The following is a 21,757-nucleotide window of genomic DNA, read 5'->3' as shown; positions in this document are numbered from 1 at the left end:
CGGCCGCCGACCCCACGACCAGCACGTTCGACGACCCGGACGTCCCCGCCGGTCCGGAGCCGCATGCCCCGTCCGGCGGAGCCACCCCGGGTCACGACTGCGGCGACACGACACCACGGCCCGGTCCGCCCGGCGCCACCGGCCGGGGCGCGCTCGGCACGTCGCCCCGCGCCCACCCGGCCGAACCCCCGCGATCGAGGCGGGCGCGACGGGCCACCCTCCGTACGCCGAGCCCGGCGTCAAGGACCGCGCGGTGGCGGTGGCGGTCGCCCACGAACGCGGCATCCTCGGCCGGCCGGGCTCACCCCGCCACCCGCAGCAGCAGCACCGCCCGCGCCGGCATCGTGATGCCGGTCCCCGCCGGGTGCTCCACGCCCGGCGCCGCCCCCTGCTCCTCCAGGCTCGTGTCGACGACGACCTCGTACCGCTCCGCCCAGGGCGGCCCCGGCAACCGGAACTCCACCGGCCGCTCGCCCGCGTGCAGCACGGCCAGGAAACTGTCGTCGAGGATCTGCTCCCCCCGCTCGTCACGGCCCGGGATGTCCCGGCCGGAGAGGTACATGCCCAGCGTGGCGGCGGGCGCGTACCAGTCCTGCTCGGTCATCTCCGTGCCCCGGGAGGTGAACCACGCCAGGTCGCGCAGCCCGTCGGGGGTCTGCGCCCGGCCGGAGAAGAACGCCCGGCGCCGGAGCACCGGATGCCGGTGGCGCAGCGCGATCAGGCGGGAGGTCAGCGCGAACAGGGCCTGCCAGCCGGGCTCCTCCAGCAGCTCCCAGTCCAGCCAGCTGATCTCGTTGTCCTGGCAGTAGGCGTTGTTGTTGCCGCGCTGGGTGCGGCCCAGTTCGTCGCCCGCGACCAGCATGGGCACGCCCGTCGACAGCAGCAGCGTGGTCAGCAGGTTCCTGAGCTGGCGCCGCCGGAGCGCCCGTACGCCCTCGTCGTCCGCTTCTCCCTCGGCGCCGCCGTTCCAGGCCCGGTTGTCGTCCGTGCCGTCCCGGTTGCCCTCGCCGTTGGCCTCGTTGTGCTTGCGCTCGTAGCTCACCAGGTCGCGCAGCGTGAAACCGTCGTGCGCGGTGACGAAGTTGACCGACGCGTACGGCCTGCGCCCGCCCCACGCGTACAGGTCGCTGGAGCCCGACAGCCGGTAGCCCATCTCCCGTACGTCCGGCAGCGCGTGCCGCCAGAAGTCCCGCACGGCGTTGCGGTACCGGTCGTTCCACTCCGTCCACAGCGGCGGGAACGCCCCCACCTGGTAGCCGCCCGAGCCCACGTCCCACGGCTCGGCGATCAGCTTCACCCGGCGCAGCACCGGGTCCTGGGCGATGACCGCGAGGAACGGGGAGAGCATGTCGACGTCGTGCATGGAACGGGCCAGCGCCGCCGCCAGGTCGAAGCGGAAGCCGTCCACGCCCATCTCGGTCACCCAGTAGCGCAGCGAGTCGGTGATCAGCCGCAGCACGGGAGGCTGCACCACGTGCAGGGTGTTGCCGCAGCCGGTGTAGTCGGCGTAACGGCGGGGATCGTCCTGGAGACGGTAGTAGCCGCGGTTGTCGATGCCCTTCAGGGACAGCGTCGGGCCCAGCTCGCCGGCCTCCGCGGTGTGGTTGTAGACGACGTCGAGGATGACCTCGATCCCGGCCGCGTGCAGGGCGCGCACCATCCGCTTGAACTCGCCGACCTGCTCCCCCCTCGTCCCGGAGGCCGCGTACGCCGCGTGCGGGGCGAAGTAGCCGATGGAGTTGTAGCCCCAGTAGTTCCTCAGGCCTCGGCGCAGCAGGTGGTCCTCGTGGGCGAACTGGTGCACCGGCAGCAGCTCCACCGCCGTCACGCCCAGCTTCACCAGGTGCTCGATCGCGGCCGGGTGGGCGAGGCCGGCGTAGGTGCCGCGCAGCTCCTCGGGGATGCCCGGGTGCAGCCGTGTGAAGCCCTTGACTTGCAGCTCGTAGATCACCGAGTCCGCCCACGGTGTCTTCGGGCGGCGGTCGTCGGCCCAGTCGTCGTCATCGTGGACGACGACGCCCTTGGGCACGTGCGGCGCCGAGTCCCGGTCGTCGCGCACGGTGTCGGCGACATGCTGCTGCGGCCAGTCGCGCACGTGCCCGTAGACCTCGGGTGGCAGGCCGAAGTCGCCGTCGACCGCCCGCGCGTACGGGTCGAGGAGCAGTTTCGCAGGGTTCCAGCGGGCGCCGGTCCACGGGTCCCAGCGGCCGTGCACCCGGTAGCCGTAGCGCTGCCCGGGCAGCACACCGGGGACGAAGCCGTGCCAGATCTCGTGGGTCAGCTCGGCGAGCCGGACCCGTGACTCCTTGCCGGCCTCGTCGAACAGGCACAGCTCGACGCCCTCGGCCCCGCCCGCCCACAACGCGAAGTTGGTGCCCGCCACCCCGTCCGGGCCGACCCGGAAGCGGGCGCCCAGCGGTGTCGGCGCGCCCGGCCACGCGGACACGGTGGGCGGCGGCGCGTCCCATCGGGCGCCGTTCACGGCGGCGGACCGGCGCCCGTTCCCGGTGGCCCGATGACCGGCCACCGCCTCCTGCTCGGCTGCGCTGGACACCTGTCAGCCTCCCACCGGCTCGTGGGACGACGGGGGACAGAGGGGTGCGGCCTTCGCTGCGGCCCGGTCGCGGCTCCCCTGCGCGTCGTCCTCCCCACTGTTCTGCCCAGAGCGTGGGTCGCACTCACGTTTCCCCGGGGGCGGGCATGGTCGTTTCCCGGGGACACGACCGGTCGTTGGGTACCGCGTGAGGCACGTACAAGGGCGCGCGCGGCGCGCGAGGGCCGCGCTGGCCGCCGTAGTGACATGGGCAGGGCTCCTCGCCGGGGCCACGGGCTGTACCTCGGACGACGCGGGAGGGATCGCCGGGGCGTTCGGCGCGCCCCCGGCGCCCGAGGACGTCATCCAGGTCTCGCCCGACGACGGCAGCAGGGGAGTGCGCCCCGGGAAGAGGCTGCGGGTGCGCGTGCCCGACGGGCGGCTGGAGAAGGTGAAGGTCGTCAGGTCGCAGGACGCGCAGGAGTCCCCGGTGCCCGGGCACCTCTCCGCCGACGGCCTGACCTGGGAGCCCGACGACGAACGGCTCGCGCTGGCCGCCAAGTACACCATCGACGCCGTGGCCGTGGACGGCGGCGGACGCCGCTCCGCCCGGCACACCACCTTCACCACCTACGTCCCGGAGGAACGCTTCATCGGCTACGTCGCCCCGGAGAACCGCGCCACGGTCGGCACCGGCATGATCGTCTCGCTGGAGTTCAACCGGCGGATCACCGACCGGGCCGCCGTCGAACGGGCGATCCGGGTCACCGCCCGCCCGGCCGTCGATATCCGCCCGCACTGGTTCGGCCACAGCCGTCTCGACTTCCGGCCCGAGGACCACTGGAAACCCGGCACCCGGGTCACCGTCGCCCTGAACCTGCGCGACGTCGAGGGCGCCCCCGGCGTCTACGGCCTCCAGCACAAGACGTTCTCCTTCACCGTCGGCCGCAGCCAGGTCTCCATCGTCGACGCCGCCGCGCACTCCATGGAGGTCCGGCGCGACGGCGAGCCCCTCGCCACCGTCCCCGTCACGGCCGGGGCCCCCGGCAACACCACGTACAACGGCACGATGGTGGTGACCGAGATGCTCGACGTCACCCGGATGAACGGCGCCACGGTCGGCTTCAAGAAGCGCGACGGCAAGGGCGAGTACGACATCCCGGACGTCCCGCACGCCATGCGCCTGACCGACTCCGGGACCTTCCTGCACGGCAACTACTGGGCCCACCACAGCGCATTCGGCCGTACCAACGTCAGCCACGGCTGCATCGGACTGCGCGATGTGAAGGGCGGCAGCTCGGACACCCCGGCCGGCTGGTTCTTCGACCGCAGCCTCATCGGGGACGTCGTCGAGGTCGTCAACAGCAATGACAAAAAGGTCGCTCCCGACAATGGCCTCGGAGGCTGGAATATGGACTGGAAAGCATGGAAGGCGGGCAGTGCGGTGAAGTAGCCCGACAAGGGGGCGGGTTGGGCCGGCGATCTGTTGGGACCGAACAGTGACAATCGGGGGCCGCCGGTGCCGCGCACCCTGTGGTTACTATTCGCCGACGCGCGAGGGACGCACGCGCGTGGCGCGGGCCTGACCAGGCCCTGGGAGGGGAGAACGACGTGAACGGGCGACCGATATCGGGGGCGTCGGTTGGGCGCAGGAACGGCATGCTCGCGTCGGGGATCGGCGTGCTGCTGCTCGCCGTGACGGCGTGCGGCGGCGGGGGGACCGGCTCCGGTTCCGGCGGGGGCGACGGCAAGGCCAAGGACTCGGGCGCCGCGCAGAGCAAGCAGTCCGAGGCGGTCGTCGCCATCACCCCCAAGGACGGCGCCAAGTCCGTCGACACCAGCGGTGCGCTGAAGGTGACCGCCGAGAAGGGGAAGCTGACCGAGGTCGAGGTCAAGGACGCCAAGGGCAACAAGGTCGACGGCGCGATATCCAAGGACGGCGCCAGCTGGACGCCGTCCATCCACCTGGCCGGTGCCACCAAGTACACGGTCCACGCGGTGGCCAAGGACTCCGAGGGCCGCACGGCCGCGGAGGACGCCGACTTCACCACACTGACCCCGGAGAACACCTTCACCGGCACCTTCACTCCCGAGGACGGCTCGAAGGTCGGCGTCGGGATGCCGTTCTCCATCCGCTTCGACCGGGGCATCACCAACCCGGAGGACGTCGAGAGGGCCATCCGCATCAAGACGGAGCCGGCCGTCGACGTCGAGGGTCACTGGTTCGGCAACGACCGCCTCGACTTCCGCCCCGAGAAGTACTGGAAGCCCGGCACCAAGGTGACCGTCGACCTGAACCTCGACGGCGTCGAGGGACGCTCCGGCGTCTACGGCGAGCAGGACAAGACGGTGAAGTTCACCATCGGCCGCAACCAGGTCTCGGTCGTCGACGCCAAGAAGCTCACGATGAAGGTCATGCGCGACGGCAAGACCATCAAGACCATCCCGGTCACCACCGGCAAGCCCGGCATGGAGACCTGGAACGGCCAGATGGTCATCAGCGAGATGCTGACCGTGACCCGGATGAACGGCGAGACGGTCGGCTACGGCGGCGAGTACGACATCAAGGACGTCCCGCACGCCGTCCGCCTGACCACCTCCGGCACCTTCCTGCACGGCAACTACTGGGCGAGCGGCGCCTTCGGCAACTACAACGCCAGCCACGGCTGCATCGGCCTGCGCGACGTGCGCGGCGGCTGGGACAAGAAGGTGGCGGCCGCGTGGTTCTTCAACCGCTCGATGGTCGGCGACGTGGTGGTCGTCAAGAACTCCGAGGACCGGACCGTCGACCCGGACAACGGGCTGAACGGCTGGAACATGTCGTGGGAGAAGTGGAAGAAGTAATAGTTCAGGCATGACGCGAGGGCCCGGTGCGACCGACCGCACCGGGCCCTGCGGCGTCTCCGATACAACCCACCGCGCCAGGGGGCGCCCCCGGCCCCCCCGGACCCCCGGCCGATGTGACCCACCGCACCGCCCTCAACCGCGTTAAGGGTGGTTAACCTGCTGCCATGACCGTCTCTCTCGAAGTCGCTGAAGGCGTCGGCACGATCCGTCTCGACCGCCCGCCCATGAACGCGCTGGACATCGCCACGCAGGACCGGCTGAAGGAACTGGCCGAGGAGGCCGGGCGCCGCGAGGACGTCCGGGCCGTGGTGCTCTACGGCGGCGAGAAGGTGTTCGCGGCCGGTGCGGACATCAAGGAGATGCAGGCGATGGACCACACCGGGATGGTCCTGCGTGCCCGCGCCCTCCAGGACGCGTTCACGGCGGTGGCCCGGATCCCCAAGCCGGTCGTCGCGGCCGTGACCGGGTACGCGCTGGGCGGCGGCTGTGAACTCGCCCTGTGCGCGGACTTCCGCATCGCCGGTGAGAACGCCAAGCTCGGCCAGCCGGAGATCCTGCTCGGTCTGATCCCCGGCGCCGGCGGTACCCAGCGCCTGGCCCGTCTGGTCGGCCCCTCCAAGGCCAAGGACCTCATCTTCACGGGCCGCATGGTGAAGGCCGACGAGGCCCGCGAGATCGGCCTGGTGGACCGGGTCGTCCCCGCCGACGAGGTGTACGCGCAGGCACACACCTGGGCCGCGAAGCTCGCACAGGGCCCGGCGCTCGCGCTGCGCGCCGCGAAGGAGTCGATCGACACCGGCCTGGAGACGGACATCAACACGGGCCTCGCGGTCGAACGGAACTGGTTCGCGGGCCTCTTCGCCACCGAGGACCGCGAGCGTGGGATGCGCAGCTTCGTCGAGGAGGGCCCGGGCAAGGCGAAGTTCCTCTGAACATCCCTCCAGGGACTTGCAATTGACACGGTGTCTGACCCGGGGTCCCTCGAAGGGGCGGTTTATCGCACCCTTAAGCCAGCCTTAAGCGTGCCGGAACGGCAGAGTCCGCCCATTGCCCCGGAATGGCACGTTCCAGCAGGTCGGAGGGTGTGCCGACGGCTTTGAAATGCCGCTGGCATATGACGGACGCCCGCCGGTTCACCCGCCGTTCCCCGGGGCGTATTCCCCGGGAACGGCCCCGCCGGGCGCCCCGGGCGGCCATGATGGGGGCATGGCGGGGCTGGAGGGTATGGGACAGCCGCGGGGACACGCACATGCGGCCGCGGCGCGCTGGTCGCCGACCGTCGAGGACGAACACGCGCTGAAGGCGCTGGAGTTGTACGGCAACCCGACGGAGGCAGAGGTTCCACTGCCGTCCCGCCCCGAGTCTGCGGCCACCGCGCGACGCCTCACACAGGTCGTGGTCCTGCGCCACTGGGGGCTCACTCCCAAGACCACCGAGGACGCGGTCCTGCTCGTCTCCGAACTGGTCGGCAACGCCGTACGCCACACCGGCGCCCGGGTCTTCGGGCTGCGCCTGCACCGGCGCCGCGGCTGGATCCGCGTCGAGGTCCGCGACCCCTCCCGCGGACTGCCCTGCCTGATGCCGGTCCAGGAGATGGACATCAGCGGCCGGGGCCTGTTCCTCGTCGACAAACTCGCCGACCGCTGGGGGGTCGATCTGCTGCCCCGGGGCAAGACGACCTGGTTCGAGATGCGCGTCGCCGAGCGCTGAGGGCACCCGGTGCCTCACCCGGTCGCCGGACGGGCGAATCACCGGTTTCCCTCCCGAACGCCCCTTAAATGGTGCAATGCACCGCCATCTCGTCAAGAGCGCCCTGGTCGCGGGTGCCGCCCTCGCCGTCCTCTCCGCCTGCGGCACCGGCAGCGGGGAACGAGCCGCCGAAGCGCGCGGCACCGAGGCCGCCGTGCCCGCCCCGCCCGAGAAGAAGCCCGTGAAGGGCCTGCCCGGCATGCCGCCCGTCCTGGACCCCGAGGACGTGTACGCCGCCGACCGCCCGAACAAACTGTCCCCTGTGGTCAAGGACTTCCCTTCCCGGGTCTACGTCCCCAACACCGAGTCCGACACCGTCACCGTCATCGACCCCAAGACCTACGAGGTCGTCGAGACGATCCGGGTGGGCCGGCAGCCCCAGCACGTCGTGCCCTCCTGGGACCTGAAGACGCTCTGGGTCAACAACAACCGCGGCCACACCCTCACCCCGATCGACCCGAAGACCGGCAAGGCGGGCAAGGAGGTCGAGGTCCACGACCCGTACAACCTCTACTTCACGCCCAACGGCCGGTACGCGGTGGTCATGGCCTCCCTCGACCGCGAGCTGGTCTTCCGCGACCCGCACACCATGAAGGTGAAGAAGACCGTCCCGGTCTCCTGCTACGGCGTCAACCACGCCGACTTCTCCCTCGACGGCCGCTACTTCATCGTCTCCTGCGAGTTCAGCGGCGAACTGCTCAAGGTCGACACCGAGAAGATGGAGGTCGTCGCACAGCAGCGGCTGCCGTTCCAGGGCGCCATGCCACAGGACGTGAAGATCTCACCCGACGGCAAGCGGTTCTACATCGCCGACATGATGGCCCACGGCATGTGGGTCCTGAACGGCGACACCTTCGCCGAGCCCACCCTGCTGCCCACCGGCAAGGGCTGCCACGGCCTCTACGTCGGCCGCGACTCACGCGAGATGTACGTGACCAACCGCGGCGAGGGCACCATCTCCGTCTTCGACTTCACCCAGGGCAAGCTGACGAAGAAGTGGAAGCTGCCCGACGGCGGCAGCCCCGACATGGGCGGCGTCTCCGCCGACGGCAAGGTGCTGTGGCTGTCCGGCCGCTACGACGCCGAGGTGTACGCCGTCGACACCCGCACCGGCATCCAGCTCGCCCGGATCCCCGTCGGCAGCGGCCCGCACGGCCTCGCGGTCTACCCCCAGCCCGGCCGCTACTCCCTCGGCCACACAGGTGTCTTCCGGTGACGGTCATCTGCCGTCCACCGAGGGACAGTTGACACGCCCTGATCGAGTGAGGGTCCCGGTCGCACCGCGACGGACCCGGGATCGTGCCGTGCATGATCACTCTTCGTCTGCGGCGGCGGGTCGCCGCCGCCGCGCTCAGCCTCGCCGCCGTCCTCGCGACCACGGGCGCCGCACCCACCCAGGCTCCGGCTGCCGCCGGGGTGGCCGCCCCCGCACCGGCCGCCTGCCCCGTCCAGTTCGACGACAAGGTCGAGGCCGCCGCCGACCGCCGGGTCGACGTCGGCCGCATCACTCCCGAGCCGTCCTGGCGCACCACCTGCGGCACCCTCTACCGCGCCGACGGCCGCGGCCCGGCCGTGGTCTTCGAGGAGGGCTTCCATCCCAAGGACGTCGTGAACGGTCAGTACGACCTGGAGAAGTACGTCCTGGTCAACCAGCCGTCCCCGTACGTGTCGACGACCTACGACCACGACCTGTTCAAGCAGTGGAAGTCCGCCTTCAACTACTACGTCGACGCCCCCGGCGGCATCGACGTGAACCGGACCATCGGCGACACCCACAAGTGGGCAGACCAGCAGGAGGTCGCCTTCCCCGGCGGCATCGCCCGCCAGTACGTCATCGGCGTCTGCCCGGTCGACAGGCGGACCAGGACGGAGATCATGAGCGAGTGCGAGAGCAACCCTCACTACAAGCCCTGGCACTGAGCGCCGCGCCTTGAGTCTCCACCGGCCGGAGGGTCCAGACTCGCAGGCATGATCGACGACCGCACCGGACTTCTCACCATCGGCGAACTGGCCCGGGTGACGGGTCTCACCGTGCGCACCATCCGCTACTGGTCCGACGAGGGCGCCCTGCCCCCGGTGGGCCGGTCCGCGGGCGGCTACCGGCTCTACGACGCCGCGTCCGTCGCACGGCTGGAGCTGATCCGCACCCTGCGCGAGCTGGGCCTCGGCCTCGCGGACGTCCACCGGGTCCTGGCCGGTGAGACGACCGTCGCGCAGGTCGCGGCCGCGCACGTGGTGGCGCTGGACGCGCAGATCCGGGCGCTCAAGGTGACCCGTGCGGTGCTGTCGACGGTGGCGAGGCGAGGTTCCGACGCGGAGGAGATGACACTCATGAACAGACTGGCACGGCTCTCGGCGGCCGAACGGCGGCGCGTCGTCGAGGACTTCATGGCGGAGATCTTCGAGGGGATCGACACCGCGGACCCGGACATCCGCGGCAGGATGCGGTTCGCGGCCGCCGAGCTGCCCGAGGATCCCACACCCGAGCAGGTGGACGCCTGGGTGGAGCTCGCCGAGCTGATCCAGGACCCCGGCTTCCGCGCGCAGATGCGGCGGATGATCGAGTTCAACGCGGCCGACCGGGGGCCGGCCGTCCCGGCCGGTTCGTCCCTGTGGTTCATGAGCCGGCTCGTATCGCTCGCGGCCGAGGCGCGGGAGCGCGGCATCGACCCCGCGGCACCCGAGGCCGACGACGTCCTGCGGGACCTGCTCGGCGACGCCGACCGGGCGGCCGTACTCGAACGCCTCACGGCCGCCTTCAACGTCCGGATCGCCCGCTACCGCGAACTGCAGGCCATCGTCAACGGCCTCGACCCCCAGCCGACCCACGAGGAGGAGTTCGCCTGGGTGGTCGCCGCGCTGCGGTCCCGCACGGCCGGATAATCTGACCTGCGTCAGACCTGCGCAGGCAGGAAGCACAGCACGAGATGAGGGGCGGATCGGTGGCGGACATCGAGGAAGCACGCAAGCAGTTCGAGCGGATCGATACGGACGGTGACGGGTACATCACCGCTGCCGAGTTCAAGAGCGCCCTGGCCAAGTCGGGCGACTGGAACGTCACCGAGTCGGTCGCCGAGGTCGTCATCAAGACCCGCGACCTCGACGGCGACAAGAAGCTGAGCTTCGACGAGTTCTGGGCGTACCTGAACAAGTAGGCCTCCGGCTCGCCCGCGCGTGAAGGGGCCCGGTCCAGGATCCCCGGACCGGGCCCCTCGCCGTGCCCGGGAGCCCGGCCACACCATGAGGATCGGCATCATCGGGGCGGCATCATCGGCGGCCATCTGACCCGGCGGCTCACCGCCCAAGCCCAGGACATCCTGGACCGCCCGCTCCCCGCGGACGACCCCGACCGTATGGCCCTGGCGGAAGCGTCCCCGCAGCGCACACCGGAGTTCAGTGGTCAGGTCAGGCGTCCTGCGCCCATCTCCGTAGCGACGCCTTGCTCTCGAAGTCGGCCACGTTCTTGTCCAGCGGGTCGTCGGTGTACTGGTGGAAGCGCCACCTGGCCTTGATACGGGGCTTGCCCGCCGAGACGTAGTCGGCGATCCACAGGGCGTCGCCCGCATAGGACGTGGTGTCGATGTTGAGCCAGAAGTTCCGGTTGCAGTAGAGCACCACCCGGTTGTTCGGCCGGAGGTCCTTCAGCTTCCTGATGAACAGGTCCTTCTCCGCGTTGCTCGCGTGCGTCCCGTTGCTGGTGTTCTCCCAGTCGACGGCGAGGACGTCGCCCGCCCGGTCGGGGGCCTTGCCGACGAAGTACTCGGCCTGGGCGCTCAGGTTGCCGGGCCACAGGAAGTGGTAGAAGCCGACGACCAGCCCGGCCTCCCGGGCTCTTCCGGTCTGCGCGGCGAGCTTCGGATTGACGTAGGAGCGGCCTTCCGTCGCCTTGACGAAGACGAAGGAGAGGCCGTCGGTGCCGTAGGAGGAGGACTGGTAGGCGCTCACGTCGATGCCGCGCAGCATGGGGGCTCCCTCTGGTGCGGGTGGGGCTGACGTTCCCTCGGGTCAGGGGTTGTTGTTATGCCCCGCGAGAACGCCCGTACGCCGGGCGCGAGGAGGCTCGCGGCCCGGCGGTGGTGAACGCCGGTGGTGAACGCCGGTGGTTTTCGGGAGTCGGTCTTCAGCGGGCGGGGGAGCCGGCCGGGGCGCGGGCCGGGCTCAGCACTCGATGATGTTCACCGCCAGCCCGCCCCGGGCCGTCTCCTTGTACTTCACCGACATGTCCGCGCCGGTGTCCTTCATCGTCTTGATGACCTTGTCCAGGGACACCTTGTGGGAGCCGTCGCCGCGCATCGCCATGCGGGCGGCCGTGACGGCCTTGACCGCGGCCATGCCGTTGCGCTCGATGCAGGGGATCTGGACCAGGCCGCCGACCGGGTCGCAGGTCAGGCCGAGGTTGTGCTCCATGCCGATCTCGGCGGCGTTCTCGACCTGCTCGGGCGAGCCGCCGAGGACCTCGGCCAGGGCGCCCGCGGCCATGGAGCAGGCGGAGCCGACCTCGCCCTGGCAGCCGACCTCGGCGCCGGAGATGGAGGCGTTCTCCTTGAACAGCATGCCGATCGCGCCCGCGGCGAGCAGGAAGCGGACCACGCCCTCCTCTTTTTCTTCTTCGGAGGCAGAGCCCGCCGCGAAGTTGACGTAGTAGTGCAGGACCGCCGGGATGATGCCGGCGGCGCCGTTGGTGGGGGCGGTGACGACCCGGCCGCCAGCGGCGTTCTCCTCGTTGACCGCCATGGCGTAAAGGGTGATCCACTCCATGGACAGGGCCAGCGGGTCGCCCTCGGAGCGCAGCTTGCGCGCGGTGTTCGCGGCCCGGCGGCGCACCTTGAGGCCGCCCGGCAGGATGCCCTCCTGGGTCAGTCCGCGCGCCACGCAGTCCCGCATCACCTGCCAGATCTCCAGCAGGCCTGCGCGGATCTCGTCCTCGGTGCGCCAGGCCCGCTCGTTCTCCAGCATCAGCGCGGAGATGGACAGACCCGTCTCCTCGGTCAGGCGCAGCAGCTCGTCGCCGGTGCGGAAGGGGTACTTCAGCACGGTGTCGTCGAGCTTGATGCGGTCCGCCCCGACCGCGTCCTCGTCGACGACGAAGCCGCCGCCGACCGAGTAGTACGTCTTGCTGAGCAGCTCCGCGCCGGAGGCGTCGTACGCCCACAGGGTCATGCCGTTGGCGTGGTAGGGCAGGGCCTTGCGGCGGTGCAGCTTCATGTCGTCGTCGAAGGAGAACGCGATCTCGTGCTCGCCGAGCAGGTTGAGCCGGCCGCCGGTCCTGATCGCCTCGACCCGGTCGTCCGCGCTCGCGACGTCCACCGTGCGCGGTGAGTCGCCCTCCAGGCCGAGCAGCACCGCCTTGGGCGTGCCGTGACCGTGGCCGGTCGCGCCCAGCGAGCCGTACAGCTCCGCGCGGACCGAGGCGACGGACCCCAGGAGCTCCTCGTTGCGCAGCCGCCGGACGAACAGACCGGCCGCTCGCATCGGGCCGACGGTGTGGGAACTGGACGGGCCGATGCCGATCGAGAACAGGTCGAAGACCGAGATGGCCACGGGGAACTCCTGACTGCGGGGGTGGTGCGGAGGGGGTGGGCGCCGCGTCCACCGGCGGCGAGCGCGGCGCCCGAAAGGTTTCTTCGTTATGTGTTGAGAGCCGGGTACAGCGGGTGCTTGTCGGCCAGGGCCTTCACCCGGGCCTTGAGGGCCTCCGCGTCGTAGGACGGCTTCAGCGCCTCGGCGATGACGTCCGCGACCTCCGCGAAGTCCTCGGCCCCGAAGCCCCGGGTCGCCAGCGCCGGGGTGCCGATCCGCAGACCGGACGTCACCATCGGCGGACGCGGGTCGTTCGGGATGGCGTTCCGGTTGACCGTGATGCCCACCTCGTGGAGGCGGTCCTCGGCCTGCTGTCCGTCCAGCTCCGAATGGCGCAGGTCGACCAGGACCAGGTGCACGTCCGTGCCGCCGGACAGGACGTCCACACCCACGGCCCGGACGTCGTCCTTCACCAGACGCTCGGCCAGGATGCGGGCACCGTCCAGCGTACGTCGTTGGCGCTCCTCGAAGTCCTGCGAGGCGGCGACCTTGAAGGCGACCGCCTTGGCGGCGACCACATGCTCCAGCGGGCCACCCTGCTGACCGGGGAAGACAGCGGAGTTGATCTTCTTGGCCAGTTCGGCCGTGGAGAGGATCACACCGCCGCGCGGACCGCCGAGGGTCTTGTGGGTCGTGGTGGTGACCACGTGCGCGTGCGGCACCGGGTTGGGGTGCAGCCCGGCCGCCACGAGCCCGGCGAAGTGCGCCATGTCGACCATCAGGTACGCGCCGACCTCGTCCGCGATCCGCCGGAACGCGGCGAAGTCCAGCTGCCGCGGGTAGGCCGACCAGCCGGCGACGATCAGCTTCGGCTTGGACTCCTTGGCGAGCCGCTCGACCTCGGCCATGTCGACCCGGCCGTCGTCACCCACGTGGTAGGCGACGACGTCGTAGAGCTTGCCGGAGAAGTTGATCTTCATGCCGTGGGTCAGGTGCCCGCCGTGCGCGAGGTTCAGACCCATGATGGTGTCGCCCGGCTTGAGCAGCGCGAACATCGCGGCGGCGTTGGCCTGGGCGCCCGAGTGCGGCTGGACGTTGGCGTGCTCGGCGCCGAACAGCTCCTTGACGCGGTCGATCGCGATCTGCTCGATCACGTCGACGTGCTCACAGCCGCCGTAGTAGCGGCGGCCGGGGTAGCCCTCGGCGTACTTGTTGGTGAGGACCGAGCCCTGCGCCTCCATGACCGCGACCGGAGCGAAGTTCTCCGAGGCGATCATCTCCAGCGTGGACTGCTGGCGGTGCAGCTCGGCGTCGACCGCGGCGGCGACGGCCGGGTCGAGCTCGTGCAGGGGTGTGTTCAGGACGGACATACGACTCCTCAGCCCGCGGAGAACGCGGTGTACTCGTCGGCGGAGAGCAGGTCGCCCGGCTCGTCCGTGACCCGCACCTTGAACAGCCAGCCGCCCGTGAAGGGGGCCGAGTTCACCAGCGACGGGTCGCTCACGACGTCTTCGTTGACCTCGGTGATCTCACCGGAGACCGGGGAGTACAGGTCGGACACCGACTTGGTCGACTCCAGCTCGCCGCAGGTCTCGCCGGCGGACACCGAGTCACCGACCGCGGGAAGCTCGACGAACACGACATCGCCGAGCGCGTTGGCCGCGTGCTCCGTGATGCCGACCGTCGAGACGCCGTCCTCGGCGGCCGACAGCCACTCGTGCTCCTTGCTGTAGCGCAGCTCGTTGGGGTTGCTCATGGCCTGGATTCTCCTGTACGCGCGGGAGTGCTGTGGAAGGGGGACTACTGGTGAGCTGGGGCGACGGGCACGGGGTCGCTGCCGCGGGCCCTCGGCCAGTGTCTACTTCTGGCGCTTGTAGAACGGCAGCGCCACGACCTCGTACGGCTCGTGACTGCCCCGGATGTCCACACCGACACCGGCCGTGCCCGGCGTGGAGTACACGGCGTCGACGTAGGCCATCGCGATCGGCTTGCCCAGCGTGGGGGAGGGGGCGCCGGAGGTGACCTCGCCGATCACCTTGCCCTCGGCGACGACGGCGTACCCGGCGCGGGGGACCCGGCGGCCCTCGGCGATCAGGCCGACCAGGACGCGCGGCGGCTCGTGGTTCGCGTTCTCCGCGGCCTCACGCAGTGCCGCGCGGCCCACGAAGTCGCCCTCCTTCTCGAACTTCACCACCCGGCCGAGGCCGGCGTCGAAGGGCGTGAGCGAGGTCGACAGCTCGTGCCCGTACAGCGGCATGCCCGCCTCCAGGCGCAGCGTGTCGCGGCAGGACAGTCCGCACGGGACCAGACCGGCGCCCTCACCGGCCTTGGTCAGGGCCTGCCACAGCTCGACCGCGTGCTCGGGCTTCACGAACAGCTCGAAGCCGTCCTCGCCGGTGTAGCCGGTCCGGGCGATCAGGGCCGGGACGCCCGCGACCGTGCTGGGCAGCCCGGCGTAGTACTTCAGGCCGTCGAGGTCGGCGTCGGTCAGGGACTTCAGGATCCCCGGCGACTCGGGCCCCTGGACGGCGAGCAGCGCGTAGGCGTCCCGGTCGTCGCGCACCTCGGCGTCGAAGCCGGCGGCGCGCTCGGTCAGCGCGTCCAGCACCACCTGGGCGTTGGAGGCGTTGGCGACGACCATGTAGTCGGTCTCGCCCAGCCGGTAGACGATCAGGTCGTCCAGGATGCCGCCGTCGGCCCGGCAGATCATGGTGTAGCGGGCCCGGCCCGGCTTCACCCCGCCGATGTTGCCCACCAGGGCGAAGTCCAGCAGGGCGGCGACCTGTGGCCCGGTGACGGTGATCTCACCCATGTGGGAGAGGTCGAAGAGGCCGGCCTTCGTGCGCACGGCGAGGTGCTCTTCGCGCTCGGAGCCGTAGCGCAGGGGCATGTCCCAGCCGGCGAAGTCGGTCATCGTCGCGCCGAGCGAACGATGCAGGGCATCGAGCGCGGTGTGACGGAGTTCTCCTGTACTGCTCACGGTCGGTCGTCTCCCAGATGCATGACACGGGCGAGGTCGGTCCTCCCCATCTGTCATCGGAACCTGAGAGGTTCGCCATGACCACACGGGACACGGCTTGCACCTTGGGTGGAGCCACCGGTGGCCGGTGACTCGCTTTTCAGATGTGCCTCGCCCGCGCGGTAACGGGGCCTGAGAGATTCAAGGGAGGGACTTGCTCCTTCGGCGCCCCAGCTCTTGCGGTGCTGGGGACTCTCCCGCGCGGATTCAAACGGCCGGTATGCAGTTGGCGCGCACATCATTGCACGCATCCTTCCGGCGCGGCAGGGGGACCTTCACAGGGAGTGCACGGAGTCCCGCGCGCCGGACACGGCGACCTGTAGCAGCCCTGTTGCAGGACGAGTACGTAAATGAGAGGCCTGCCGCATTACCTTCTCTTTACACTCGGCGGGGATGGGACTCCGTACCTGGCCCCAGGGGAGGACGATCACGGTGAACAGGACCACCGCGTACGCGACGACGGGCATCGCGCTGCCCGAGCAGCCGACCGCCGCGCCGGTCCGGGCGGTTCGCGCCCCGGCGCCCGCGCCGGTCGTCCGCGACCTGCGCGACCGCCCCGGGGGCGGCCCGCACGCGCTGCTGTTCGGCCCCCGCGACCTCGTCGTGGTCACCGGCCTGCCCGGCAGCGGCAAGTCGACGCTGATGCGGCGCACCGTGCCGGGCCGGCGCATCGACTCCCAGGACACCCGCGACCGCTGGGAGCGCCGCATGCCGCGCGCCCTGCCGTACGCCCTGTACCGTCCCCTCGTCCGACTCGCCCACTACGCCGGGTTGCGCCGCGCGCTGCGCTCCGGCGAGGGCGTCGTCGTGCACGACTGCGGCACCCAGGCCTGGGTCCGCCGCTGGCTCGCCCGCGAGGCCCGCCGCCGGGGCGGCACGCTCCATCTGCTCGTCCTCGACGTCACCCCCGAGCAGGCTCTGGCCGGTCAGCGCGACCGCGGCCGCGGCGTCTCGCGCTACGCGTTCCTGCGCCACCGCGCGGCGAGCAACCGCCTGCTGCGCGCGGTGGAGCGCGGCGACCTCCCCGCCGGCTGCGGCTCGGCCGTCCTCGCCGACCGGGACACGGCGAACACCCTGCACAGAATCGGCTTCACCGGCTGAGCCCGCGCCGTCCGCCCGGCCCCCGTTCCCGCTGCCCCCGGGCGCCCGTCAGCCGTTAGCCTTTTGAGCCACAGCAGTGGTTCCAGGCAGGCGGTAGGCAGATGGACATCCCGGCGGACTTCTCCGCGGACTTTCCGGCGCACGCGCCGACCCACCCGCACGGCGGTTGGCCCGGCAACGAGCTGGAGGAGGTGCTCTCGGCCTCCCTCGGCGCCGGGCCGGCGGCCGGCGGGCGGATCGTGGAGGTGCTCGGCCGGAGCTTCGTGTGGGTCCCGCTGCCCAGCGGCGGCGGCCCGCACAGCGGCCCCCTCGACCTGCCCGGCATCGAGATCGACGGCCAGGCGTTCGTCCCGGTGTTCAGCTCCGAGGAGCAGTTTCGCCAGGTCGTCGGCTCCCACATGTCGTACACCATCGCGCCCGCCGTGGAGTTCGCCCGCGGTCTGCCCCCGCACGCCGGCATAGCCGTCAACCCCGGTGGTGTGGTGGGCATCCCGCTGCCGCCGCCCGCCGTGGCCGAGCTGTGCCGGGCCGGCCTGACCCCGCTGGACGGTCCCGCGAGCGGCGGCCGGGTCCGCCTCTTCGAGCCCGACTGGCAGGACGACCCGGTGGACTTCCTGGCCGCCGCCTCCGCCGAGTTCGAGGCGACCGGCGTCGTCGTCACGGCCCGCCGCTGCCTGGCCGCGATCGAGACCGCCGACCCGGTGATGTTCGTCGGCGTCGAACTCTCCCAGTGGGAAGGCGACCTGCGCGCCCTGCCCCTGGACGCCCTCACTCGTGCCGTGACCGCGGCCCCGGCCCCCTGGCCGGTCAACCTGGTGCTCCTGGACGTGACGGACGATCCGGTGGGCGCCTGGATGCGGGAGAGGGTCCGGCCCTTTTTCCAGCGGTAGGGCAGTACCCCAGGGGCGCGGGGCTGTATCGTCGTGCGGCTCCGCCGCGTGGGCGCGATCAACCACACACGACCCGCACCCGCCCGACGGCACCATACCCGGGCTCCCCTGCGGGCTTAAGCTAGGACACCGTCGAGGCGGTGTACGAAGGGGCGGTAAAGGTGAGCGCGAGCGGCACGGCCGCGGCCGGACAGGTCGAGCACATGCTGCGCCAGGTCACGCCCGGGCGCTACGACGCCTACGAGGCACTCCTGCGCGCGCTCGCGACCCCGCACAGCGGCCAGATCTGGATGCTGCTGTGGCACGGGCAGGCTGGATCCCCCGACGCCCAGTACGGAAACATGGACGTGGACGGCTGCGGCTACGCCCCGTGCGTGACCTCCGCCCAGGAGCTCTCCGCCAGTGGCTGGAACCGCTCCTACGAGGTGGTCGACGGAGTCGACGTCGCCCGGGCCCTCTACCCCGACCACTTCGGCCTCTGGCTCAACCCGCACGCCCCCGGCGGCGGCGTCGGCATCCCCTGGCTCGACCTGCGCAGAATCGCCACCGGCCTGGACCGCCAGCCCGCCGGCCCGCTGCGGCTGTCCGAACCCGCCATCGAGGTCCCGCAGTTCTACGCCCTGCTCGCGCAGAACGCCCACCGCACCCCGGCCGTCCGCTCGCTGCGCCGGGCCTGGGTGCAGCCCGCGCTCGGGGCGCCGTACCTCGCCATCGGACTGGATGTGTACGACACTTCGCCGCCGGCCGTGGACTCCGTGCGCGCGATGATGCAGCAGTCCCTCGGCGCCGTACCGGACGGGCTGCCCGTGTCGACGGTCGCCCTGTCCGACGAGCACGACCCCGTGGCCATGTGGCTGCGGGCGAAGGCCCGTCCGTTCTACGACCGCGAGGCCCACGCCACCGCCCCCGTGCAGGCCCCGGTCTCCGGCTACGGATACCCTCCCGCGCAGGGCCGGTACTGACCGGCTCGAAGTCACCCTCGGAGCCCCTCTCCTACCCCCCGTCGAACGCGACGGCCGCTCAGCTCTCCGCGCGTAGATAGGGGAGAAAAGCGCCAGTCTGTCCTAAAATCCACCTGTCCTGGCGCGTCCGGCCCCCGCTACCCGCTGTCCGGATAACGGAACCCCCCAGACAGCATCACGTTTACGCATCCTTTCATCGCCAAGTCTGGCAACAGATCGCCAAAGCGTTGAAGACTCCCCGCAAGACACGGGCCGGGTCGGTCTTGTGTACGAGACAAACAAAACCGCTACAGCGGCAGCCAGGGGCTCGGCGATCGCCGGCCCGAGAGGGGTCAATCGCACCGTGACCGCACCCATCGAGACCACCGGGGCGGAAGCCGGAGCACAGCCCGAGGCCGTGCTCTCCGGGGTCAAGAAGAGCCAGATCGAGGGGCGTTCGCTCACCCAGATCGCCTGGATGCGCTTCAAGCGGGACAAGGTGGCGATGGCGGGAGGCGTCGTCGTCATCCTGCTCGTGCTGATGGCGGTGTTCTCCAAGCCGATCCAGTGGATCTTCGACCTCGATCCCAACAAGTTCAACCAGGACCTCATCGACCCCGCGTTGCTCGCCCCCAAGGGCGGCTGGGGAGGCATGAGTTGGGACCACCCGCTCGGTGTGGACCCCCAGTACGGCCGCGACATGCTCGCGCGCATCATCGACGGCTCCTGGGTCTCCCTCCTGGTCGCGGGCGGCGCCACGCTGCTGTCCGTGTGCATCGGCACCGTGCTGGGTGTCGTCGCCGGGTACTACGGCGGCTGGATCGACGGCGTGATCAGCAGGCTCATGGACACGTTCCTGGCCTTCCCCCTGCTGCTGTTCGCGATCTCGATCTCCGCGTCCGTGCAGGACGGGTTCTTCGGCCTCGAGGGTCTGCCGCTGCGCATCTGCGTGCTGATCTTCGTGATCGGCTTCTTCAGCTGGCCGTACATCGGCCGCATCGTGCGCGCCCAGACGATGACCCTGCGCAAGCGGGAGTTCATCGAGGCCGCCACGAGCCTCGGGGCCCGCGGCCCGTACGTCCTGTTCCGGGAACTACTCCCGAACCTCGTCGCGCCGATCCTCGTCTACTCGACGCTGATCATCCCGACGAACATCCTGTTCGAGGCCGCGCTGAGCTTCCTCGGCGTAGGTATCGCTCCGCCGCAGGCTTCCTGGGGCGGCATGCTCAGCAACGCTGTGGATCTCTACACGGCTGATCCGCAGTACATGTTCGTGCCCGGACTGGCGATCTTCATCACCGTCCTGGCCTTCAACCTGCTGGGTGACGGGCTGCGTGACGCCCTCGACCCTCGCAGCAAGTGATCCATCGAATGAGGGGGCTTCCTCAGGTGAAGACGAGAAGGGTGACCGCCGGCGTTGCGTCGGTCCTGGCACTGTCGCTGGGTGCTGCCGCGTGCGGCGGCGGAGGTGACGACAACGACGGGGGAGGCAGCGGCAAGAAGGACGCCGCGCTGAACTCGATCGTCAACGCGTCGGACAAGAAGGGGGGGACGGTCACGTACGAGCACTCGGACGTGCCGGACTCCCTCGACCCGGGCAACACGTACTACGGCTGGGTGCAGAACTTCTCCCGCCTCTACGGCCGGACGCTCACCACGTTCAAGCCGGCCGCGGGCAAGGAAGGCCTGGAGGTCGTGCCGGACCTCGCCGAGTCCCTCGGCAAGTCCAGCCCGGACGCCAAGACCTGGACGTACAAGCTGCGTACCGGTGTGAAGTTCCAGGACGGCACCCCGGTGACGTCCAAGGACGTGAAGTACGCCATCGAGCGTTCCAACTTCGCGCCCGAGGCGCTGTCCAACGGCCCGACCTACTTCAAGGCGTACTTGGAGGGCGGCGACAAGTACAAGGGCCCGTACAAGGACAAGTCCGCCGAGGGCATCAAGTCCATCGAGACGCCGGACGACCGGACGATCGTCTTCAAGCTGAAGCAGCCGTTCGCCGACTTCGACTACCTGGCGACCTTCTCGCAGACGGCCCCCGTGCCGCAGGCCAAGGACACCGGCGCGAAGTACGTGCAGGCCATCCAGTCCTCCGGCCCGTACCAGTTCCAGTCCTACGAGGAGGGCCGCGGCGCCACCCTCGTGCGCAACAAGCAGTGGGACGCCAAGACGGACCCGATCCGCAAGGCCCTGCCGGACAAGATCACGATCAAGTTCAAGGTCAACCCGGTCACGGTCGACAACAACCTGCTCTCCGACAAGATCACGGGTGACGCGGCCGGCACCGGTGTGCAGCCGCAGACCCAGCCGAAGGTGCTGCGGGGCAAGTACGCCAACCAGACGGACAGTTCCTACGCGGGCGCCACGCAGTACATCGCGCTCAACGTGAACGTGAAGCCGTTCGACAACGCGGAGTGCCGCAAGGCCGTGCAGTGGGGCCTCGACAAGCAGTCGGTGCTCGACGCCATGGGCGGTTCCCCCAAGGGCGACGTGGCCACCACGCTGCTGCCCCCGTCGGTGAACGGCTACACCAAGTTCGACACCTACGCGACCGAGGGTCACAAGGGTGACGTGGCCAAGGCCAAGGCGGCGCTGAAGGCGTGCGGCAAGCCGAACGGCTTCAACACCATCCTGACGGCGCGTTCCGACCGTCCCGCCGAGATCGCCGCGGCGACCGCCATCCAGGCGTCGCTGAAGAAGATCGGCATCAACATCGAGATCAAGCAGTTCCCCTCCGGCAAGTACTTCTCGAACTTCGCCGGTGTCCCGAGCTACGTCCACGACCACAAGCTCGGCATGCTCTCGATGGCGTGGGGCGCCGACTGGCCGACCGGCTACGGCTTCCTCGACCAGATCGTCAACGGTGCGGCCATCAAGCCCTCGGGCGGCAACAACCTGATGGAGCTCGACGACCCGAAGATCAACAAGGCGCTGACGGACGCGATCGCCAACACCGACGACGCGGCCCGCACCAAGGCCTGGGGCGACATCGACAAGATGGTGCTCGACAACGCCTCGGTCGTCCCGCTGGTCTACCGCAAGAACCTGCTGCTCCGGCCGACGTCCGCCAACAACGTCACGGTCACGCAGGCCTACCTCGGCATGTACGACTACCTGCTGATGAGCTCCGCGAAGTAATTCAGCAGGCCGGATCCTT

19 protein-coding genes and 1 riboswitch are annotated in these 21,757 nt (G+C 70.4%); of the genes, 13 read left to right on the top strand and 6 right to left on the bottom strand.

Annotated elements, in window-relative coordinates:
* Window positions 1–301: 301 nt before the first annotated feature.
* On the bottom strand, window positions 302–2,554 hold the full coding sequence (glgX, locus tag ACFZDE_RS27495; RefSeq protein ID WP_391204173.1) for a glycogen debranching protein GlgX: 2,253 nt from the start codon (window positions 2,552–2,554) through the stop codon (window positions 302–304).
* A gap of 187 nt (window positions 2,555–2,741) precedes the next feature.
* Between glgX and ACFZDE_RS27490 the strand changes: the two genes are divergently transcribed.
* The 8 genes from ACFZDE_RS27490 to ACFZDE_RS27455 all read left to right on the top strand — a co-directional run bounded on the left by ACFZDE_RS27490 (window position 2,742) and on the right by ACFZDE_RS27455 (window position 10,284).
* Window positions 2,742–3,986 (top strand): Ig-like domain-containing protein, encoded by a 1,245-nt coding sequence (locus tag ACFZDE_RS27490; RefSeq protein WP_391204170.1) that lies wholly within the window; start codon window positions 2,742–2,744, stop codon window positions 3,984–3,986.
* A 158-nt stretch (window positions 3,987–4,144) separates the two neighbouring features.
* Window positions 4,145–5,377, top strand: coding sequence for an Ig-like domain-containing protein (locus ACFZDE_RS27485; RefSeq protein WP_391004164.1), 1,233 nt, complete (start codon window positions 4,145–4,147; stop codon window positions 5,375–5,377).
* 167 nt (window positions 5,378–5,544) lie between these two features.
* Window positions 5,545–6,312 (top strand): enoyl-CoA hydratase-related protein, encoded by a 768-nt coding sequence (locus ACFZDE_RS27480; RefSeq protein WP_391204167.1) that lies wholly within the window; start codon window positions 5,545–5,547, stop codon window positions 6,310–6,312.
* Between the two features lie 169 nt (window positions 6,313–6,481).
* Window positions 6,482–7,090 carry an ATP-binding protein gene (locus ACFZDE_RS27475; RefSeq protein WP_391204164.1) on the top strand — a complete coding sequence of 203 codons (609 nt, stop codon included), beginning with the start codon at window positions 6,482–6,484 and terminating at the stop codon, window positions 7,088–7,090.
* A gap of 76 nt (window positions 7,091–7,166) precedes the next feature.
* The gene (locus tag ACFZDE_RS27470) at window positions 7,167–8,345 is read left to right on the top strand and encodes a YncE family protein (RefSeq protein ID WP_391004157.1); all 1,179 of its coding nucleotides are present in this window, start codon (window positions 7,167–7,169) and stop codon (window positions 8,343–8,345) included.
* A 92-nt stretch (window positions 8,346–8,437) separates the two neighbouring features.
* Window positions 8,438–9,049 carry an ADP-ribosyltransferase gene (locus ACFZDE_RS27465; protein WP_391204160.1) on the top strand — a complete coding sequence of 204 codons (612 nt, stop codon included), beginning with the start codon at window positions 8,438–8,440 and terminating at the stop codon, window positions 9,047–9,049.
* A 48-nt stretch (window positions 9,050–9,097) separates the two neighbouring features.
* The gene (locus ACFZDE_RS27460) at window positions 9,098–10,012 is read left to right on the top strand and encodes a MerR family transcriptional regulator (protein ID WP_391204157.1); all 915 of its coding nucleotides are present in this window, start codon (window positions 9,098–9,100) and stop codon (window positions 10,010–10,012) included.
* Window positions 10,013–10,071: 59 nt separating this feature from the next.
* Window positions 10,072–10,284, top strand: coding sequence for an EF-hand domain-containing protein (locus ACFZDE_RS27455; protein WP_391004150.1), 213 nt, complete (start codon window positions 10,072–10,074; stop codon window positions 10,282–10,284).
* 250 nt (window positions 10,285–10,534) lie between these two features.
* Here the strand turns inward: ACFZDE_RS27455 and ACFZDE_RS27450 are convergent, their stop codons facing one another.
* From ACFZDE_RS27450 to gcvT, 5 genes are all read right to left on the bottom strand, one after another.
* The gene (locus tag ACFZDE_RS27450) at window positions 10,535–11,092 is read right to left on the bottom strand and encodes a GH25 family lysozyme (RefSeq protein WP_391004148.1); all 558 of its coding nucleotides are present in this window, start codon (window positions 11,090–11,092) and stop codon (window positions 10,535–10,537) included.
* A 195-nt stretch (window positions 11,093–11,287) separates the two neighbouring features.
* Window positions 11,288–12,670 (bottom strand): L-serine ammonia-lyase, encoded by a 1,383-nt coding sequence (locus ACFZDE_RS27445; RefSeq protein ID WP_391004146.1) that lies wholly within the window; start codon window positions 12,668–12,670, stop codon window positions 11,288–11,290.
* Window positions 12,671–12,756: 86 nt separating this feature from the next.
* On the bottom strand, window positions 12,757–14,019 hold the full coding sequence (glyA, locus tag ACFZDE_RS27440) for a serine hydroxymethyltransferase (RefSeq protein WP_391004144.1): 1,263 nt from the start codon (window positions 14,017–14,019) through the stop codon (window positions 12,757–12,759).
* Between the two features lie 8 nt (window positions 14,020–14,027).
* Window positions 14,028–14,405, bottom strand: coding sequence for a glycine cleavage system protein GcvH (gene gcvH / locus ACFZDE_RS27435; RefSeq protein WP_391004141.1), 378 nt, complete (start codon window positions 14,403–14,405; stop codon window positions 14,028–14,030).
* 102 nt (window positions 14,406–14,507) lie between these two features.
* Window positions 14,508–15,629 (bottom strand): glycine cleavage system aminomethyltransferase GcvT, encoded by a 1,122-nt coding sequence (gene gcvT, locus ACFZDE_RS27430; protein ID WP_391204154.1) that lies wholly within the window; start codon window positions 15,627–15,629, stop codon window positions 14,508–14,510.
* 149 nt (window positions 15,630–15,778) lie between these two features.
* A riboswitch (glycine riboswitch) is annotated at window positions 15,779–15,878 on the bottom strand.
* Window positions 15,879–16,100: 222 nt separating this feature from the next.
* On the opposite strand from gcvT, the gene ACFZDE_RS27425 reads away from it, so the two are divergent.
* The 5 genes from ACFZDE_RS27425 to ACFZDE_RS27405 all read left to right on the top strand — a co-directional run bounded on the left by ACFZDE_RS27425 (window position 16,101) and on the right by ACFZDE_RS27405 (window position 21,738).
* Window positions 16,101–16,769: an AAA family ATPase gene (locus ACFZDE_RS27425; RefSeq protein WP_391204151.1), complete on the top strand. Its 669-nt coding sequence runs from the start codon at window positions 16,101–16,103 to the stop codon at window positions 16,767–16,769.
* Between the two features lie 101 nt (window positions 16,770–16,870).
* Window positions 16,871–17,659, top strand: a complete 789-nt coding sequence (locus tag ACFZDE_RS27420) for an enhanced serine sensitivity protein SseB C-terminal domain-containing protein (RefSeq protein ID WP_391004134.1) — start codon at window positions 16,871–16,873, stop codon at window positions 17,657–17,659.
* A 161-nt stretch (window positions 17,660–17,820) separates the two neighbouring features.
* Complete coding sequence (locus ACFZDE_RS27415) at window positions 17,821–18,621, top strand: enhanced serine sensitivity protein SseB C-terminal domain-containing protein (RefSeq protein ID WP_391004132.1); 801 nt, start codon at window positions 17,821–17,823, stop codon at window positions 18,619–18,621.
* A 343-nt stretch (window positions 18,622–18,964) separates the two neighbouring features.
* Window positions 18,965–19,963 carry an ABC transporter permease subunit gene (locus ACFZDE_RS27410; protein ID WP_391004130.1) on the top strand — a complete coding sequence of 333 codons (999 nt, stop codon included), beginning with the start codon at window positions 18,965–18,967 and terminating at the stop codon, window positions 19,961–19,963.
* An 8-nt stretch (window positions 19,964–19,971) separates the two neighbouring features.
* Window positions 19,972–21,738, top strand: a complete 1,767-nt coding sequence (locus ACFZDE_RS27405; protein WP_391004128.1) for an ABC transporter substrate-binding protein — start codon at window positions 19,972–19,974, stop codon at window positions 21,736–21,738.
* Window positions 21,739–21,757 lie beyond the last annotated feature (19 nt).

This window comes from Streptomyces sp. NPDC007929, from assembly GCF_042959065.1.
Classification (GTDB): Bacteria; Actinomycetota; Actinomycetes; order Streptomycetales; family Streptomycetaceae; genus Streptomyces.
The sequence above is the reverse complement of the archived record's forward strand: the minus strand, read 5'-3'. Positions and strand labels throughout refer to the sequence as shown.

What these genes read in the sequence shown, in the direction of transcription:
- ACFZDE_RS27480 (WP_391204167.1), top strand. Translation starts at nt 5,545, where the DNA reads ATGACCGTCTCTCTCGAAGTCGCTGAAGGCGTCGGCACGATCCGTCTC.
- ACFZDE_RS27475 (WP_391204164.1), top strand. Translation starts at nt 6,482, where the DNA reads ATGCCGCTGGCATATGACGGACGCCCGCCGGTTCACCCGCCGTTCCCC.
- ACFZDE_RS27470 (WP_391004157.1), top strand. Translation starts at nt 7,167, where the DNA reads ATGCACCGCCATCTCGTCAAGAGCGCCCTGGTCGCGGGTGCCGCCCTC.
- ACFZDE_RS27465 (WP_391204160.1), top strand. Translation starts at nt 8,438, where the DNA reads ATGATCACTCTTCGTCTGCGGCGGCGGGTCGCCGCCGCCGCGCTCAGC.
- ACFZDE_RS27460 (WP_391204157.1), top strand. Translation starts at nt 9,098, where the DNA reads ATGATCGACGACCGCACCGGACTTCTCACCATCGGCGAACTGGCCCGG.
- ACFZDE_RS27450 (WP_391004148.1), bottom strand. Translation starts at nt 11,092, where the DNA reads ATGCTGCGCGGCATCGACGTGAGCGCCTACCAGTCCTCCTCCTACGGC.
- glyA (WP_391004144.1), bottom strand. Translation starts at nt 14,019, where the DNA reads ATGTCCGTCCTGAACACACCCCTGCACGAGCTCGACCCGGCCGTCGCC.
- gcvH (WP_391004141.1), bottom strand. Translation starts at nt 14,405, where the DNA reads ATGAGCAACCCCAACGAGCTGCGCTACAGCAAGGAGCACGAGTGGCTG.
- ACFZDE_RS27420 (WP_391004134.1), top strand. Translation starts at nt 16,871, where the DNA reads ATGGACATCCCGGCGGACTTCTCCGCGGACTTTCCGGCGCACGCGCCG.
- ACFZDE_RS27405 (WP_391004128.1), top strand. Translation starts at nt 19,972, where the DNA reads ATGAGGGGGCTTCCTCAGGTGAAGACGAGAAGGGTGACCGCCGGCGTT.